The sequence below is a fragment of the Paenibacillus sp. FSL P2-0121 genome, assembly GCF_037975345.1.
Lineage (GTDB): Bacteria > Bacillota > Bacilli > Paenibacillales > Paenibacillaceae > Paenibacillus_AQ > Paenibacillus_AQ odorifer.
Map to the genome: position 1 here is coordinate 2,711,698 of NZ_CP150245.1, position 16,122 is coordinate 2,727,819.

The window sequence follows — 16,122 nt, forward strand, 5'->3', positions numbered from 1 at the left end:
GCATTGAAATGGGAGGTTTAGAGACAGTTACTAAAGGGAATGTGGGGAAAATAAAGAAGAATCGTTCTTCGGATACTATAATGGAAATAGTGATGTATGTTATATCAGCAATTTTTCTAGTTATCTTAATTTATCCGCTATATTTTATCGTCATTGCTTCGTTCAGTGATCCTTCCGCGGTGGCGGGGGGGCAGGTTTGGTTATTTCCTAAAGGGTTCACCTTCGATGGTTACAAAGAGCTGCTGCGTCATGAAAATATTTGGATCGGTTACTGGAATACCATCATGTATACGGTGGTAGGGACGGCAATCGGTTTAATTGTAAATATTTCTGCGGCCTATGCGTTGTCCAGAAAGGATCTTGTGGGGCGAAAATATCTTTCCCTGTTTTTCATCTTTACGATGTTTTTTAATGGGGGGTTAATTCCGACTTTTCTAACGATCCGTGATTTCCATCTGTACGACACATTTCTGGTGATGGTACTGCCTTTCTCCGTTGGGGTGTTTAACATTATCGTTGCCCGCACCTTTTTTCAGTCGAGTATTCCGGGAGATTTATGGGAAGCTGCACAGATCGATGGTTGTGGAAATCTTCGATATTTTGTACAAATCGTTTTGCCACTATCGAAGGCGATTATTGCCGTGCTGGGTCTATGGATCGCCGTTGGTTACTGGAATTCATATTTTAATGCCTTGATCTATTTGAAAAATCCTAATATGTATCCCTTGCAGCTGATTCTGCGAAATATTCTGATCACCAATCAGATGCAATCGGGGATGGGAACCGGGGAAGCTGCGCAAATCGCACTACGACTCGCCAATATGATGCGGTATTCTGTTATTATCGTGGCAACGGTTCCGATTATGTGTGTGTACCCCTTTGTACAAAAATACTTTAACCAAGGGGTAATGATCGGCGCAGTGAAGGAATAGTACATTCGGCTATTCTACTAACATTCATTCGTAAGGAGCAAGAACGTTATGAAAAAGCAACAAAAAAACAGGATATATAGAACAATCACCGTCATTCTTTTAGTGACAACGTTGCTTGCTAGCCTTACTGCCTGTAAAGGGAGCAATGGGGTTAATTCTGTTGAACCTGAGCCGGGCGGATTTAACAAAGAAGGATTGCCGATAGTGGATAAGCCTGTGACGCTGAAAGTACTCACTGTCCGGTGGGTAAGCATGGGAGATTCTTTTACCGAGAATCAATGGCTCAAGGATTTGGAGAAGAACACGAATGTCAAAATCGAGTGGCAGGTGATGTCCTCCAATGATTGGAGTGAACGGAAGTCTATTATGCTGGCCAGTGGCACACTTCCAGATATCATTTTAGGGAGTCAGACCTTTGGAGATGCGGATATCGTCAATAATTTAAGCTTATTTCGGCCGCTAGATGATTATATTGAGCAAAACATGCCTAATCTCAAAGCAGCTATGGAAGAAACACCGGAAATGAAAAAAATCAGCACCTTTCCTGACGGGAAAATCTACTCGCTGCCTGCAAGATTACCCTCACGTCCTAAAAGCTCACGTCAGCCTGTGATTAATAAAACCTGGCTGGACAAATTGGGTTTGAAGGTACCGGATACGATAGACGATCTTTATAACGTGCTAAAAGCATTCAAAGAACAAGATCCGAATGGAAACGGAAAACAGGATGAGATTCCTTTTATCGAATTAAGTAATGATCTAATCAGTCCCTTCGGAATTGCAGATTTGAATAATAACTTCATGGTGGTCAAGGACGGAAATGCGGTTTATTACCCGATTTCAGAGGAATACAAAGAAGGGCTCAAATGGGAGAGCAAATTGTTTAAAGACGGATTACTTGATAAAGAAGTATTCACTCAAGACGAAACGATGAGATCGGCAAAGTTTCTAAATCCGGATGCTCCAATCGTAGGCTTCTCTTATCAGTGGACGCCAGACGCTATGTTTGGCAAATGGAGTGATCAATATGTGACCATTCCGCCAATTGCTGGACCAGACGGGAAGCGCTACACCGTTGGGAACCCGTATGGGATGAATCTGGAACGCAACGAGCTGTTGATCACCACATCCTGCAAGTATCCAGAAATTGCAGCACGCTGGGCGGATCAGTTCTATACCAATGAAGCCAGCATTCAGAATTTCTGGGGTGCCATTGGAACGGTGATTAAGAAAAATGACAACGGTACGTATACATTGATGGACCCTCCAACCGGCACCAGTGCGGATGCTTGGTATTGGGAACAGTCACTCCGGGATTTTGGGCCGAAATATGTAAGCCCAGCTTTTGAAAAGACTATCTTTCTAAATCCTAAAACCGGAGATGGACTGAAGCTACAACTCGATAAGCTGGGAAGTAACTACACAACACCACCTTTCCCCAACGTAATGTACACTGCAGAAGAGTTTCAGGAGCTGCCGACCTTGACCACCGATATTGATAGTTACGTCAATACAATGCGTGCTCAATTTATAATCTCAGGTGATATTGACGAGCAGTGGGATGACTATGTGAAGCAGCTACGGGGGATGGGCCTCGAAAAGATGGTGAAAATTCGGACAGATGCTTTCAGCCGTTATATGGGCGTTGAATAACAAGAAATGAGGTTTTTACTTGATGGGAAATATAATGAAAGAGCCAACCCCTTTGGCAGCCCAATTAAAGCTGCATTCTGAACCAGGCAGTAATGCTGACGCGATTATTCAGGGGGAGTGCTATCGGTTCACTGTCTTAACTCCGGAGCTTATCCGGATGGAATATAGTGAGGAAGGTTTTTTCGAAGATCGGGCGTCGCAGACCGTTGTGAATCGCAATTTCCCGGTTCCAGAGTTCCGCGTAATGGATCTGGGGAATAAACTTGAGTTGATTACGGAGCGCCTGCATTTAACTTATGACAAGCAGCCTTTCTCCCGGCATGGTCTCAGTGTTCGGGTGAGAAACGAAGCGGGTCACCTAATGAGTGTCTGGAATTATGGAGATACAGTCCAAGATTTGGGAGGGACTGCACGTACCCTGGATAATGCAGATGGTGCCATTCCGCTGGAGCACGGACTACTTTCGCGTGCGGGGTATACGTTAATTGATGATAGCACCTCCCTAGTACTGGAAGAGGATGGACGGGTCGAGCTACGGGCGTTGGCTGGCCTCGATGTTTATTTTTTTGGATACGGTCATGATTATTTGCACTGCTTGAAGGATTTCTATCACCTTTGCGGTCGTACGCCCCTATTGCCACGTTATGCCCTTGGCAACTGGTGGAGCCGTTATTACCGATATTCAGAAGAAGAATACAAAGCGTTAATGGAGCGGTTTGAGCTCGAACGAATTCCGTTTTCCGTCGCTGTTATAGATATGGATTGGCATCTCGTCGATATTGATCCGCAGTACGGCAGTGGTTGGACGGGTTATACCTGGAACCGGGAACTGTTTCCGGAGCCTCAAAGATTTTTGGCATGGCTGCATGAAAAAGGACTTCGAGTAACGCTCAACGTACATCCAGCAGACGGTGTACGGGCGTTTGAAGATCCTTATCTTGCCATTGCTGCGGAGATGGGTATGGACCCGGAAAAAGGGGATGCTGTGGAATTTGATATCACGGATCCGAATTTTTTGCGAGCATACTTTAAGTATCTGCATCATCCGCTAGAGAATGAAGGTGTGGACTTCTGGTGGATTGATTGGCAGCAGGGTGGAGTGACTAAAGTACCGGGACTAGATCCGCTTTGGATGCTGAACCATTATCACTATCTGGATAGCGGCCGGCGAGGCAACCGGCAGATTACTTTTTCCCGTTATGCAGGTCTTGGCAGCCATCGTTATCCTGTGGGCTTCTCTGGAGATACCATTGTTACTTGGGAGTCGCTGGATTTCCAGCCATACTTCACAGCCAACGCCGCTAACGTGGGATATGGTTGGTGGAGCCATGATATCGGGGGCCATATGAATGGTTATTTAGACGATGAGTTGGCAATGCGCTGGGTGCAATTCGGTGTGTTTTCGCCTATTCTGCGGTTACATAGTTCAGCTAGTGCCTTTAACAGCAAGGAGCCATGGCGATTCAATAAGATTGCGGAAGATGTGATGAAGGATTGCCTGCGTTTGCGGCATAGTTTACTTCCCTATCTGTACACGATGAATCGCTATGCCAGCCGCGATAGTCTTCCGCTAATCCGACCGATGTATTATCATCATGCGTTGTCGAATGAAGCCTATGAAGTGCCCAATGAATATTATTTCGGAACGGAACTTATTGCCTGTCCGATTACACAGCCGGTCAACCCAAAGGTAGGCGTTGCCGAATTTAAGGCTTGGTTACCTGAAGGGATTTGGATAGATTTTTTTAACGGAAGAGTGTACGACGGTGGCAGAAAGCTTTCTCTTTATCGCAATCTTGAGAATATCCCTGTATTAGCTAAAGCGGGTGCTATTGTGCCCATGGCAGATCTGACGCAATTTACCTCTTCAGTGGATAATCCGAGGCATATGGAGGTCCGTGTATTTGCGGGAGGAAGGGGTCATTTTCATCTCTGGGAGGATGAGGGCGATACTGCGGAGGATCAGGACGATCAATGGTGTGATACAGAAATGATCCTGGAAATGGGGGATAGAGCGAGCTTCAAGATCCTCTCTGCTAAGGGAAATACAAAGGTTGTGCCTGAGCGGAGATCGTGGAAGCTGTCCTTTGTTGGTTTTGCTGATACGAAGGTACAGGTATTCGCTGGCGGCACAGAAATCGAAGCAAACATGGACTATGATGAGGCTACACATACGCTTACGATCATGATTTCGGATCAAGCGGTAGAGCATTCATTGGAGGTAACGTTCACAGATGCCCGGATTGCGGTGAATTCGGTAGATGATGAGGTGTTCAGCCTTCTGAACCGTGCGCAAATTCTTTTCCAATTGAAAGAACAAATTTACCATGTAGTCAAAGCAGCAGTAACGCCGATGGCAGCCCTGGCTTCTCTTGCCTCGTTGGATCTTGAACATACACTGTATGGAGCGTTATGCGAAATACTGTCGGCAAGACTTTAAGCACTATTTCATTGAATTTAATAAAAAAGGAGGTTCTCTCTGTGCGCTGGCATAAAGAGAACCTCTTTTTTATTAGGAATGAACCGCTGCTACTTAATTAGCAGGGTTTGAATGGCATGAGCCGGAATCATGTTCTCAGCCAGTTCGTCATGGAAGCGCAGGGTGAATGGAAGCTCTTGCTCTGTGCGGTTCATAACGATAACAGCAATAGTGCCATCAGGGTTGCGGAAAGCTGTTGTTTCAAGCTTATCTGTATATTTGGAGAAACCAATGCGTTTAGCACCCGGACGAATATATTTACTGAAGTGCCCGATGTAATAGAAAGAGCTCTCAAAAGTAATTTCATCGTTTTTGGTATCTCCGATAATTGGAGCGTCACAGTAATTTCCTACATGATTAGGTCCACCTTGCTCATCCAAGACAATGTTCCAGTCTGTCCAGCTCGACATCCAGTTGTTCAGATTGCCAATGATATCATGTCCGTAACGTTCACCGGTGTTCCATGAGCCGAGATGAACGCCACCTTCTTGGCAGCCTTCGCTGAAGAACAGCTTTTTATCTGGGAAACGATCATGTACAGCAGAGAGGGCTTCGAAGTGATCACCGGAATACCAATGGAAGCAAATTCCCCATATGTATTTGGACGCTGCTTGATCTTCAAAAGCAACCTTAGCACGGTCATATACCCGTTCTTTGTTATGATCCCAGATCATAACTTTTACATGGCCCAAGCCCGCTTGTTCCAGAGCAGGTCCCAAGTAGTCACGCACAAAATCCTTTTCTTCTTCAGCGGTATACAGGCAGGAATCCCATCTTTGTACAGCTTTGGCTTCATTCTGAACACTGACAGCCCAGATATCAATCCCTTCTGCAGCGTACGCCTCAATATATTTAACGAACATGTTAGCCCAAGCCTCACGATATTCAGGCTTAAGAGCTCCGCCTCCGTTCATTTGCCCGTTTGTCTTCATGAACGCTGGAGGACTCCATGGGGAAGAGAACAGACGAAAATCTTCACCTACTGCTGCGGCAGCATTTTTTATGAGGGGGATAATTGATTCGTGATCTCTGGAAATATCGAATGAACGTAGCTCCGCATCGCCTTCCTCTACATAAGCATAGTTGCCCAGTGAGAAGTCGCAGCTTTGGATGTGTGAGCGGCAAAGGGTGTATCCAATGCCGTGCTCAGGATGAAAATAAGCGTCAATGATTTCTTTTTGTTTAGCTTCACTAAGTTTAGCGATAGTAACGGCAGAGGACTCCGTAAGGGCTCCACCAAAGCCTTCAATTTCTTGATACTCCAGATCATCATAGATATTGATTAGCTCTGATTCGACTCCTGACGTATCGGGAAGGAAAATCAGAGGGTCCTTTTCTGTTAAACGATCCGTGGTTTCTTTAGCGGTTTGAATGACGCGAATAGTTTTACTCATAATGGTTGATAACCTCCTACATATGAATTCTGTCTTTATTATAGAAGGAGATTCACTGCACTTTGAAGAAACTATATGGCTAAGAACCTCAACAATCTGGTCATTGATTACTATAGAAAGAGGAGCAAATGCGATGGAAACAAACAGCGTTCAAATTAGTTTGTGTGGATTTATCCGCCATACTCAGCCTTTTCGGCAACTATATCGCAGTGGGTTGGATACCTATATCATCAGGCTGCAAGCCGAAGGGGAATGTGAAGTCCTCATTGATGGAGAAATGACTACCGTAGTACCTGGGGATCTACTATTATTTAAGCCCTATGATATATATGATCTGAGAATCGGTGAAAAGAAAAGTCCTCTGGGACATAGTGTGGACTATTTTGTAATGTGTACAGGGGAATGGGTGGACCACTGGTGGAACCTGCGTGAGCGACCCAAAAAGGTAAGAATTGCGGATGATGGTAAGCTGCAAAGTATATGGCAACAGCTTGATCTGGAGAATAGAAGACTAGACGGGGGTAGCCCTGAAATACTAGAAGCGCTATTTAAAGCTTTATGTTTGCTGTTAGATCGGGCTATGGAAGAGGCACCTGCATCATCTTCGGCTTCACTTCTACACGGACTTAAGATGAAGAGTTATGTGGAGGAGCATGCTACTTCAGAGATCAGACTAAAGGACGTAGCCGCTCATGCTGGAATTAGTGTGACAAGGGCCGTGCATGTATTCAAAATCCAATTCGGTTATTCTATTATGCAATATGCGGGGCAAATCCGGCTTGCGATGGCACTGAGATTAATGGACAATACCAATTACACCTTAGAGCGTATAGCAGAGGAGACGGGGTTTGGAAGTTATACCTATTTTCACAGAGTGTTTCGGGAGCGTTATGGTGTCTCGCCAGGTATTTATCGAAAGAGAGTGTAGAAGGTTTAGCAGTAAAAAGAAGCTGCCCCATAAATCACAGAATAGGGCTTAGGGGCAACTCCTCGATTAGACGTTAATTATAATAAGGCCAGCCAGCTGAATCCCATTCGAGATCACTGATTAACAATTTGGGTGCACCATTCTCGGCGACACTGTAAGCATGGCGGACGATAACGTTGGTTCCATATATATCCTGTCCACCAGGACCCGCCCAAAAACTGTTGCCGCTATCGATGACCGTAGCCCCGCCATTTTTCATATCAGTACCGTCCTTTGCATAGAAAGGCCCCAGTACGCTGGTTGAGCGTCCCACTGCAATTTTATAGGTGCTGTTTACGCCTGAGCAGCATTGGCCAATGGATACGAATAGATAATAATATCCGGTATTTGGATTGTAAACCATGCTGGAGCCTTCAATCCCCCCGGATTTAGTGGCAATGCGATAGGAGTTGCCCGTTGGCTTCATGGTTGTTTTGTTGATGGAGGTAATGTAAATCCCGTTGCTCCAGGAACCGAAGGTCATCCATAGGTTTCCGTTAGCATCTGCCGTAATGTTAGGATCAATGGCGTTATAATTGGAGGCGTCATTTGACGAGATAACGACACCTTGGTCCGTCCATTTTCCCCCGGAGATCGATTTAGTAGTTACTAAACCAATAGCAGACACTCTTGAGCCGAATGTGGAGATAGAATAATAGAGGTAATAGGTACCGTTATAGTAGAAAATTTCTGGAGCCCATACATCTAGCCCTTCTTGATTGGGAACGTAAGAGCTCCACCAGGAGGGTTTCGAGTTATAAATCGGGAGGGAGCGAATATAGTTCGTTCCATCGTTTGAAAACATCACTTGGAGACCTGATCCCGTGCTGAATACCCAATGTGTGTTTCCCTCTTTGATATATGAAGGGTCGTGTACGTTGGTATCTCCAGCCAGATTCCAGGTTGCTGCATAAGCTTGCGATCCTGCTGAAAAAACAGTTGTAAAAAGCATTAAAAAAGACAACAATAACAACCGATAACCTTGCCTACCTTTTTTAGCCATATTCCTTCTCCTTTTAGTTTAGATTTCCCTAAAGTGTTTCATTATTTTGCAATTGATAACGCTTACATAATATCTTGTATTATTTCTCTAGTCAATGATTCTTTTGGATCAATAAAAAAGCAAATCTCGGCCATCGGAGACTTGCTTTTTTATATTTTTATAATAAATCTGTGATCGCTTGTTCAAATAATCTGACACTATTTTCCCAAGTCCATTTGCGCGAATATCTTTCCCCCTGCTCCGCTAATTTAGTTCTTAAGTTGGGATCACGTATTAAGCGGATGACATCTTCACCGAGCCGGTTCTCATATCGATAAGAGAGCAAACAGTTTTTCTTGTGATGGGCGTATTCCATATTCCCGCCTGAATATACACAGACTAACGCTGCTCCACAACGCATGGCCTCAAGTCCCGGTAAAGAGCCTGTATCAAAAATACTTGAGCTAACAAAAATATCCGCACCGTTATAGTGATAGCAGAGCTCCTCATCATTTGCTGGCGTAAAGAACCGATATTTGCCAGTAGCTTTCATTCTTTGGAGAATTTCTGAGGTGTTGAATTCGTCAGGCGGACTGATGAAGTTAATATTTACATCGGGATATTGGCTTTTTACGTAATCCAGCTGTTCTATAAGATAATCTTGCTCACGGTGCCAGGAGAAACCTCGTTCTGTTTTTCTTAATATAGCTGTTATGTTTAAAGGCTCTTGAAGACTGTGACGGATATTCATATTTTTAAAAGAGGAGCTAATGCCAATGGGCACGATACTGCCGGTGATGCCATGATTTAAACGGATCAGCTCCTGCTGCCAACGTGATAAAACGATTAGATGCTCAGTGATGTGATAGGAGGGGAAGGAGCGTCCGTTATCCGGTAAAAAAGGTGGCTCATAACATAAAGATAAACGTACATGAACCCCTTTTCCTAGTTGGCTTGCTGCTTGGGCGATGGGGACAGTTGTAAAATAATTAGAAACAATGACGTCTCCGGGAGGAAAGTCATGCTCGTGAATATTCATATGTGAGGAGCGGATTACGTTTGCGCGCACATCATAAGAAATAGCGCCATCCACAGGCAAAAGGAGATTGACCTGATGACCCAAGTCTGTCAGCCCATTGGTGAGCTCTACTAGCATACGTTGTGCTCCGCCATGAGATAAGGTCAGAATAGGGAATGTGAATCGCATTGATAATCCCGTCCCTTCCAAGTTAGAGCTATAATGGTGAAACAATATGATTCAATCGTTCTGTTTTTTATTTTATTCAGCTCCTATAGAAAAGTACCATTTATCAAGCTTATAAACAAAAGGAGAAGGAAGAGGGGTTAGTATGAGTGAAATCATTATCGAATGTATGAGAAGGCTCGATCAATCCTTGGGGTATGTGGAGCAAGCTGTAAATAAGCTATCGACCGAAGAGATCTGGTTTCGTCCAAAGTCAAAAATGAATGCCATTGGTAACCTATGCCTGCATATTGCGGGCAGCGAATATCAGCATCTGGTCAGCGGAATCGGCAATAAGTCAATAGAAAGAGATAGACCTAATGAATTTTTGACCAGAGGCGGTTATTCATCACAGGAATTATTGCAGTATATGCTAAAGGTCAGGGAAGAAAGCCGTTCGGTGGTGGGCAATTTGACGAAGGCTGATCTAGAACAGGAGTTCACCATTAGTTTCCCTGAGAGGGCTGGAATGTAGAATAATACTTGGAGTATTCAAAAGATTATGATCGGAGTGCAGAGCATTATTCCTATCATACAGGTCAAATCGTATATGCCTCTAAATTGCTGCAGAAAGAGGATGATCATCTGCTCAATAACTGGAAGCATTATTTTTGAGCATAGAAAAAGCTGGGGATAGATGCGCAGCTGCTGCTAACACCTATCCTCAGAAATGGATTTTTATTGTGTTATAGGAGCAAGCTTCTTCAGTAAAGCAACCGTATCATTAACCTCCAGATCCTTGATATCTTCTAATGACACATCGATCATTGGCTTATATTCTTGGAGTTTGCGCAGGAAAGCCTCGGTATGGAATACTCCGCTGCCTGCTTTTCCGTGGTATGCTTTTTCACCATCTTGATAGATATCTTTTAAATGCGCCAGAATGATACGGTCGCCGAATAATCTGAAAGAATCATCGACAATTTGATCCTGCAAATGCGCAGCCGTGCCAATAAAATTACAAGGGTCCAATACAACACCTATACAGCTTGATGGGACTTCATCTAAGATGCGGCGCATCTTGTCTGGTGTAGAAAGTGTATGTGTGCAGACCCCTTCTAGTCCTAGAAAAACGCCCCATTTTTCAGCTTCCTCTGCAAGTTCTTCTACAGTTGCCCTTAACGTATCCCAGCCGATAGCTTCGTAATGGATCGGATCTTGTGCTTGAAAAGTAGTAAGCGCACCTGTTTCTGTTGCCACCATAGGTGCGCCGAATTGGCGGGCATAACGAAGATGCTCTTTAAAACGATTGATCTCAGCTCTCCGGATGACAGGATCCGGATGAACAGGGTTGATGTAACAGCCCAAAACACCGATACGTATTCCTGCTTTGTCAAATTGTTCGCCAATATAGCTGGCAAGACCTGGACTTAGTTTACCGGTAGAAGTGTCGATGTCCTGAATGGCTTTGGATAATGCAAGCTGAACAAAATCGATATCATAATTCTGAAGGGTTGCAGTTAACGACTTGAGCGGCAAGCAGCCAAATGTGTGGGCTAGAGTTCCGTATCTGATGAGTAACCTCTCCTTTAATAGAGTAAGTATGAGTAATAACCTTCATAATAGTAACGCTTTCATAAGGATGCAAGTGATTTATCATTATCGCGGGTCAGGAAATTGATGATTTCAGTGTTGACTCTATCCGGTTGCTCATGATTAATGCCGTGTCCCGCACGGGGAATCACTTGGTAATGAAACTTTCCATCCTCTAAAATATCTATGAAATCCTTTGATTGTTTTAACGCGTGTTCTCCTACTAAAAAATAAAGCTTATCTCTGACGGCAACTGCGGCGTTTTTATCATATTTTTGAAGCTTATGAACAAACATAGCTTGCTGATTATGAGCTCGCATTAAAAGAATTAGATGAGCAGCTACTTCTGGGTGATTGTTAAATAAAGGGGAGTCAGGCGCACTTAACTTCTTCAGCACTTTCAGTAAATTGCGATCCGTGGGAATCAGAATCTCTGGGAACATCATCATTAGCGTTTGCAGCATGGCTTTGATGGGTGTGGTGACCATTCCGCCTTCCAAACAAATCACACGGTTCACTTTGTCCGGTTGCTTGGTTGCATAATTAAAAGCAATATAGGCTCCATTTGACACCCCTGCAATATTAAAGATGTCTATGCTCAGATGTTTGGCTATTTCATTAATCCATTCCACCTGCTCAAACTTTTGTTTATTAAAGTGCGCATTAGGAATGCTTTTTCCGGGTCCGCCCAGAGTATCAATAGCAACGCAGTAAAAATGCCGCGATAATTCCTCGATGTTAAGGAGCCACATGACCGCCGAGTTATCACCAACGCCATGAAACAGAAATAAAGTGGGATTACTCTTTTGCCCGGTAAGGATACAATGCGTCAGCCCATATGTGGTTGGGAGATCGAGCTCTTCAAGAGGAATAGGCCACTGATCAACTAGCTGTTGGTAGGATTGCCACACTCGTTCTTGCACCTTGGCATTCTTAAAGCTATTTACCATCACAAACCTCCTTAGTGAAAATACAACATCTGTATCTTATTCCAATAAGTATACTACGAGAGTGCGGAAGGAGGAGCGCGCAATAGGAACATTCCTGTGAAAAGAGGGGTGCAGACCAGATAAGTGTATTTCATACAACTAAATTGCTACTTTACTCTCACTACGGTGAAATAGATGTACTTCGTACAACTATTTCTCTCGTATTTAGCTGATTCAGCTAAATTGGGCGAAGTTAATTGCACAAAGTACACTTAACACATTAGGCGTGAGCATTGAAGATCATTTTAGTTGTAGAATGTGCAATTAAATAATGCATGCCGGTCTCTTTTGCGGTAAATTTTGATAGGGAAGTTATTAATAACGTTCTAGGTGGGGATGATTATGCTCGTTGAGCTAAAGGAAGCTAGTGTTTCAGATGGACGCGATATTTTTGAGCTGATTGTGGAGATAGGTCCGGGGGAAAATGGATTCGTCAATAACGGATTTGATCTGGCTTACAGTCAATTTCCTGATTTCATCCAGGATCGGATAGCACTTTCACAAGGTGATAATCTTCCACCACAGTATGTAGCACAAACCAACTACTGGCTACTGATTGACGCTTATCCCGTTGGTGTCGGAAAACTAAGACATTCCTTAAATGATCAATTGAGGAAGTCAGGTGGACACATCGGTTATAGTATCAGACCCAGTGAAAGAGGAAAGGGTTATGGCACGATCTTTTTGGCAGAGCTGTTAAAAAAAGCTGCGGACATGGGGATTGATAAGGTCATGCTGACTTGTGAGCCGGACAATATATCTTCGAGAAAGGTTATTGAGGCGAACAAAGGAATACTAAATGGCATTGAGAATGAAAAATGTAACTACTGGATCACCCTTTAAGCTGGTGTGAAAAATAGGGGAGGAGTTGCCAAGAGGCAGCTCTTTTTTGTTATTCGCGATGTTATTGTAGTTCATCCAATAGAGATTCGTCTAAAATGTGAAAAAAATTTAAAATTTTGTTGAAAGCGCTCTATTCAAACACAAACAAATAGTTTAAAATCAAAACAAACAAAAATAAACAAAAAAACAAACATTCAAAAACGGAGGTATTCACAAATGGTACAAAACTTATGGGATTCATCTCGGGAAACGAAATTAGACGGGGGATTGGATGCATTAGTGTTCCGCTCTAATCTGCTGGGCGAAGATCGCAGAGTCTGTAACTTTGGCGGAGGGAATACCTCCAGCAAAACGATAGAATTGGATTTTCGCGGGCGTGAGGTAGAAGTAATGTGGGTGAAGGGCAGCGGCTCTGACCTTGCTACGATGAAAGCAGGCAACTTTACCGGACTAAGGCTTCAGGATATTGCCCCGTTATTTGAACGTGATGAAATGCCAGATGAAGAGATGGTAGCTTATCTCGCAAATTGCATGATTGATCCTAAACATCCGCGTGCTTCTATCGAAACGTTACTGCATGCATTTTTACCTTTCAAGCATGTGGATCATACGCATCCAGATGCCATTATCAGTTTATGCTGCGCTCATAACGGTAAGGAAATTGCCCGTGAGATTTATGGGGATCGTTTCGTATGGGTGCCATACATCCGTCCAGGCTTCACTTTATCCAAAATGATTGCCGAAGGTGTGCTCGCAAACCCGAAAGCTGAATTAGTGCTGATGGAGAAACACGGTCTCGTGACTTGGGGGGATACACCTGAATCTTGTTATGCCAAAACAATCTCCATAATTAACGAAGCGGAAAGTTATATTGAAGAAAGAATTGAAGATCAGAACCTATTTGGCGGCCGCAAATCAGAAGCACTTCCAGAAGCAGAGCGGCGGGCTGTAGCGGCGGCAGTGATGCCACTGATCAGAGGCGCGGTCAGCGATGAGCGTAAAATGATTTTGACCTTCGACGATGCGGAGGATGTCCTGCGTTTTGTAGGAGGGGCTGACTCGGAGAAGTTATCCGGTGTAGGCGCAGCTTGTCCAGATCATTTGGTACATACCAAAATGAAGCCGCTTTTTGTTGCGTGGGAGCCAAATACCAATGATATCGATGGCTTGAAGGCGAAGCTGAGCGAAGCGATTAGCGATTATAAGGAGCAGTACAAAGCGTACTTCGACCGTAATAAACATGAAGGCGATGTAATGTTCGAGGCTGCGCCACGTGTGATCCTGATCCCTGGCGTGGGCATGATCAACACAGGTAAAAGCTGGAGCAATTCTAAGATCAGCGGAGCCTTGTATCACCGGGCGATTGCTGTTATGCGCGGAGCTACTGCGCTGGGAGATTTCGTCTCTCTAAGTGAGAATGAATCGTACAATGTGGAATATTGGCCCCTGGAATTATATAAATTATCATTGGCTCCGGCAGAAGCGGAGTTCTCCCGTAAAGTTGCCTTTATTACAGGTGGTGCTGGGGGAATTGGGAGTGAGACGGCTCGTCGTTTAGTATCAGAAGGAGCGCATGTTGTATTGGCAGATCTCAATCTGGAGGGTGCACAAAAAGTAGCGGAAGAGATTAACGCTAAGTTTGGTGAAAATCGTGCATTCGCCGTTAAAATGGACGTAACTCAGGAAGAGCAGGTAACCGCAGCTTATGCGGAGACAGCCCTTTTTTATGGCGGGGTCGATATTATTGTTAATAATGCTGGGCTTGCAACCTCCAGTCCGTTTGATGAGACTTCATTGAAAGAGTGGAATTTGAATATTTCTGTGCTGGGCACAGGATATTTTCTCGTTGCACGCGAAGCTTTTAAAGTGATGAAGGAGCAAAAAATCGGAGGCAGCATGGTATTCATCGGCTCCAAAAATTCTATTTTTGCAGGTAAAAGCGTCTCGGCTTACAGTTCTGCCAAGGCGCTCGAAGCCCATCTGGCCCGCTGCATAGCAGCTGAAGGTGGAGAGTTTGGCATCCGTGCCAATACGATTCTGCCCGATGCAATTCTACAAGGATCAGCTATCTGGAATTCGAACTGGCGTAATGAACGGGCGGCTGCTTACGGGATTGAGCCGGATCAATTAGAGGAGCATTACCGTAAACGCACGACGCTGCTAGTTAATATTTATCCACGTGATATTGCCGAAGGCGTTGCTTTTTTTGCTTCTTCCAAGTCAGAGAAAACTACGGGTTGTATGCTGACAATCGATGGTGGAGTGCCAGCAGCTTTTACTAGATAAGAGGTAGCTTGAATATAGATAGGGATAACGGAGGGAAATCATGCTGATTGCAGACAGATATGAACGAATCGTAGAACTAGTGAATGAACGCGGCAGTATCCGTGTCTCAGAATTGAGTACATTATGCCAAGTGACGGAAGAAACCATTCGCCGCGATCTGGATCGATTGGAAAAAGCGGGGCGGCTGCTGCGTTCGCATGGCGGAGCAGTTAGCCTGCGTGACCGGCAACCGGAGACCCCTTATGCTGAACGAGAAATCATGAATGCAGCGGAGAAACAGCGGATTGCCCGTGAGGCGGTAATGATGATTAAGCCGGGCGATCGGATTCTACTGGATGCCAGTACAACGGCTTGGTATATGGCTTCGCATTTGCCGGATATGCCGCTCACTGTGTTGACCAATTCTACTAGAGTGGCAGCAGAGTTAAGCGGGAAGGAGCGGATCGAGGTCTTTTCTACAGGCGGGCAACTGAGCCGCAGATCAATGTCCTATGTTGGTCATTTAGCAGAACGTTCGCTTGAATTGTATCACGTGGATAAAATGTTTTTTTCCTGCAAAGGATTTCATCTCGAACGTGGCGCTAGTGAATCAAATGAGCTGCAAGCTATGGTGAAACGAAAGATGATTTCTATTGCGGAGCAAGTGATCTTATTATGCGATTCCAGTAAATTCGGAATTCAAGCGTTCACACATTTTGCGGCTCCTAGTGATGTGGATGTTCTAATAACGGATTACAGCCCTGTTGAAGAACAAATGAAGCAGTTGCAGAAGCTGAACATCGCAATAACGACGGTGTAGTAAATAGTTGTGCAGGAGGTGA

14 protein-coding genes are annotated in these 16,122 nt (G+C 44.4%); 9 read left to right on the forward strand and 5 right to left on the reverse strand.

The genetic code is table 11. The features are described from left to right. Positions 1-8: 8 nt before the first annotated feature. From MKY54_RS11760 to MKY54_RS11770, 3 genes are read left to right on the forward strand one after another with little or no spacing between them, the layout of a single operon-like run. Positions 9-932, forward strand: a complete 924-nt coding sequence (locus tag MKY54_RS11760) for a carbohydrate ABC transporter permease (protein ID WP_076130365.1) — start codon at positions 9-11, stop codon at positions 930-932. A gap of 48 nt (positions 933-980) precedes the next feature. Then, positions 981-2,585, forward strand: coding sequence for an extracellular solute-binding protein (locus MKY54_RS11765; RefSeq protein ID WP_339190559.1), 1,605 nt, complete (start codon positions 981-983; stop codon positions 2,583-2,585). A gap of 22 nt (positions 2,586-2,607) precedes the next feature. After that, complete coding sequence (locus MKY54_RS11770) at positions 2,608-5,025, forward strand: TIM-barrel domain-containing protein (RefSeq protein WP_339190561.1); 2,418 nt, start codon at positions 2,608-2,610, stop codon at positions 5,023-5,025. An 89-nt stretch (positions 5,026-5,114) separates the two neighbouring features. Here MKY54_RS11770 and MKY54_RS11775 read toward each other — a convergent pair whose 3' ends face one another. Further along, positions 5,115-6,458, reverse strand: coding sequence for a glycoside hydrolase family 30 protein (locus MKY54_RS11775; protein WP_076130363.1), 1,344 nt, complete (start codon positions 6,456-6,458; stop codon positions 5,115-5,117). A 133-nt stretch (positions 6,459-6,591) separates the two neighbouring features. Here MKY54_RS11775 and MKY54_RS11780 point away from each other — a divergent pair, with 133 nt between their 5' ends. Beyond that, positions 6,592-7,386, forward strand: coding sequence for an AraC family transcriptional regulator (locus MKY54_RS11780; protein WP_339190562.1), 795 nt, complete (start codon positions 6,592-6,594; stop codon positions 7,384-7,386). A 73-nt stretch (positions 7,387-7,459) separates the two neighbouring features. Here MKY54_RS11780 and MKY54_RS11785 read toward each other — a convergent pair whose 3' ends face one another. Together MKY54_RS11785 and MKY54_RS11790 are read right to left on the reverse strand one after the other, a co-directional pair. Then, positions 7,460-8,428: a glycoside hydrolase family 43 protein gene (locus MKY54_RS11785; RefSeq protein WP_076280332.1), complete on the reverse strand. Its 969-nt coding sequence runs from the start codon at positions 8,426-8,428 to the stop codon at positions 7,460-7,462. Between the two features lie 157 nt (positions 8,429-8,585). Next, positions 8,586-9,614: a glycosyltransferase family 4 protein gene (locus MKY54_RS11790; protein ID WP_076193827.1), complete on the reverse strand. Its 1,029-nt coding sequence runs from the start codon at positions 9,612-9,614 to the stop codon at positions 8,586-8,588. Between the two features lie 142 nt (positions 9,615-9,756). On the opposite strand from MKY54_RS11790, the gene MKY54_RS11795 reads away from it, so the two are divergent. Both MKY54_RS11795 and MKY54_RS11800 read left to right on the forward strand, forming a co-directional pair. Beyond that, positions 9,757-10,125 carry a DinB family protein gene (locus MKY54_RS11795; RefSeq protein WP_339190563.1) on the forward strand — a complete coding sequence of 123 codons (369 nt, stop codon included), beginning with the start codon at positions 9,757-9,759 and terminating at the stop codon, positions 10,123-10,125. A gap of 8 nt (positions 10,126-10,133) precedes the next feature. Beyond that, positions 10,134-10,265 carry a DUF1572 family protein gene (locus MKY54_RS11800; protein WP_139329970.1) on the forward strand — a complete coding sequence of 44 codons (132 nt, stop codon included), beginning with the start codon at positions 10,134-10,136 and terminating at the stop codon, positions 10,263-10,265. Positions 10,266-10,328: 63 nt separating this feature from the next. Here the strand turns inward: MKY54_RS11800 and MKY54_RS11805 are convergent, their stop codons facing one another. Both MKY54_RS11805 and MKY54_RS11810 read right to left on the reverse strand, forming a co-directional pair. Continuing rightward, positions 10,329-11,129 (reverse strand): sugar phosphate isomerase/epimerase family protein, encoded by an 801-nt coding sequence (locus MKY54_RS11805; protein ID WP_254857118.1) that lies wholly within the window; start codon positions 11,127-11,129, stop codon positions 10,329-10,331. 95 nt (positions 11,130-11,224) lie between these two features. Beyond that, entirely contained in the window at positions 11,225-12,133 is a 909-nt protein-coding gene (locus tag MKY54_RS11810; protein WP_076186984.1) for an alpha/beta hydrolase, read from the reverse strand. Positions 12,134-12,514: 381 nt separating this feature from the next. Here MKY54_RS11810 and MKY54_RS11815 point away from each other — a divergent pair, with 381 nt between their 5' ends. From MKY54_RS11815 to MKY54_RS11825, 3 genes are all read left to right on the forward strand, one after another. Further along, a complete protein-coding gene (locus MKY54_RS11815) occupies positions 12,515-13,015 on the forward strand; it encodes a GNAT family N-acetyltransferase (RefSeq protein WP_076186987.1) in 501 nt (166 codons plus the stop codon). Between the two features lie 216 nt (positions 13,016-13,231). After that, the gene (locus MKY54_RS11820) at positions 13,232-15,301 is read left to right on the forward strand and encodes a bifunctional aldolase/short-chain dehydrogenase (protein ID WP_076186989.1); all 2,070 of its coding nucleotides are present in this window, start codon (positions 13,232-13,234) and stop codon (positions 15,299-15,301) included. A gap of 40 nt (positions 15,302-15,341) precedes the next feature. Beyond that, positions 15,342-16,100: a DeoR/GlpR family DNA-binding transcription regulator gene (locus MKY54_RS11825; RefSeq protein WP_036689767.1), complete on the forward strand. Its 759-nt coding sequence runs from the start codon at positions 15,342-15,344 to the stop codon at positions 16,098-16,100. Positions 16,101-16,122: the final 22 nt, after the last annotated feature.

Bases quoted from the DNA above. Each gene is read 5' to 3' on its own strand.
- MKY54_RS11760 (WP_076130365.1), top strand. From the start codon at position 9: ATGGGAGGTTTAGAGACAGTTACTAAAGGGAATGTGGGGAAAATAAAG.
- MKY54_RS11765 (WP_339190559.1), top strand. From the start codon at position 981: ATGAAAAAGCAACAAAAAAACAGGATATATAGAACAATCACCGTCATT.
- MKY54_RS11770 (WP_339190561.1), top strand. From the start codon at position 2,608: ATGGGAAATATAATGAAAGAGCCAACCCCTTTGGCAGCCCAATTAAAG.
- MKY54_RS11775 (WP_076130363.1), bottom strand. From the start codon at position 6,458: ATGAGTAAAACTATTCGCGTCATTCAAACCGCTAAAGAAACCACGGAT.
- MKY54_RS11780 (WP_339190562.1), top strand. From the start codon at position 6,592: ATGGAAACAAACAGCGTTCAAATTAGTTTGTGTGGATTTATCCGCCAT.
- MKY54_RS11785 (WP_076280332.1), bottom strand. From the start codon at position 8,428: ATGGCTAAAAAAGGTAGGCAAGGTTATCGGTTGTTATTGTTGTCTTTT.
- MKY54_RS11790 (WP_076193827.1), bottom strand. From the start codon at position 9,614: ATGCGATTCACATTCCCTATTCTGACCTTATCTCATGGCGGAGCACAA.
- MKY54_RS11795 (WP_339190563.1), top strand. From the start codon at position 9,757: ATGAGTGAAATCATTATCGAATGTATGAGAAGGCTCGATCAATCCTTG.
- MKY54_RS11810 (WP_076186984.1), bottom strand. From the start codon at position 12,133: ATGGTAAATAGCTTTAAGAATGCCAAGGTGCAAGAACGAGTGTGGCAA.
- MKY54_RS11815 (WP_076186987.1), top strand. From the start codon at position 12,515: ATGCTCGTTGAGCTAAAGGAAGCTAGTGTTTCAGATGGACGCGATATT.
- MKY54_RS11820 (WP_076186989.1), top strand. From the start codon at position 13,232: ATGGTACAAAACTTATGGGATTCATCTCGGGAAACGAAATTAGACGGG.
- MKY54_RS11825 (WP_036689767.1), top strand. From the start codon at position 15,342: ATGCTGATTGCAGACAGATATGAACGAATCGTAGAACTAGTGAATGAA.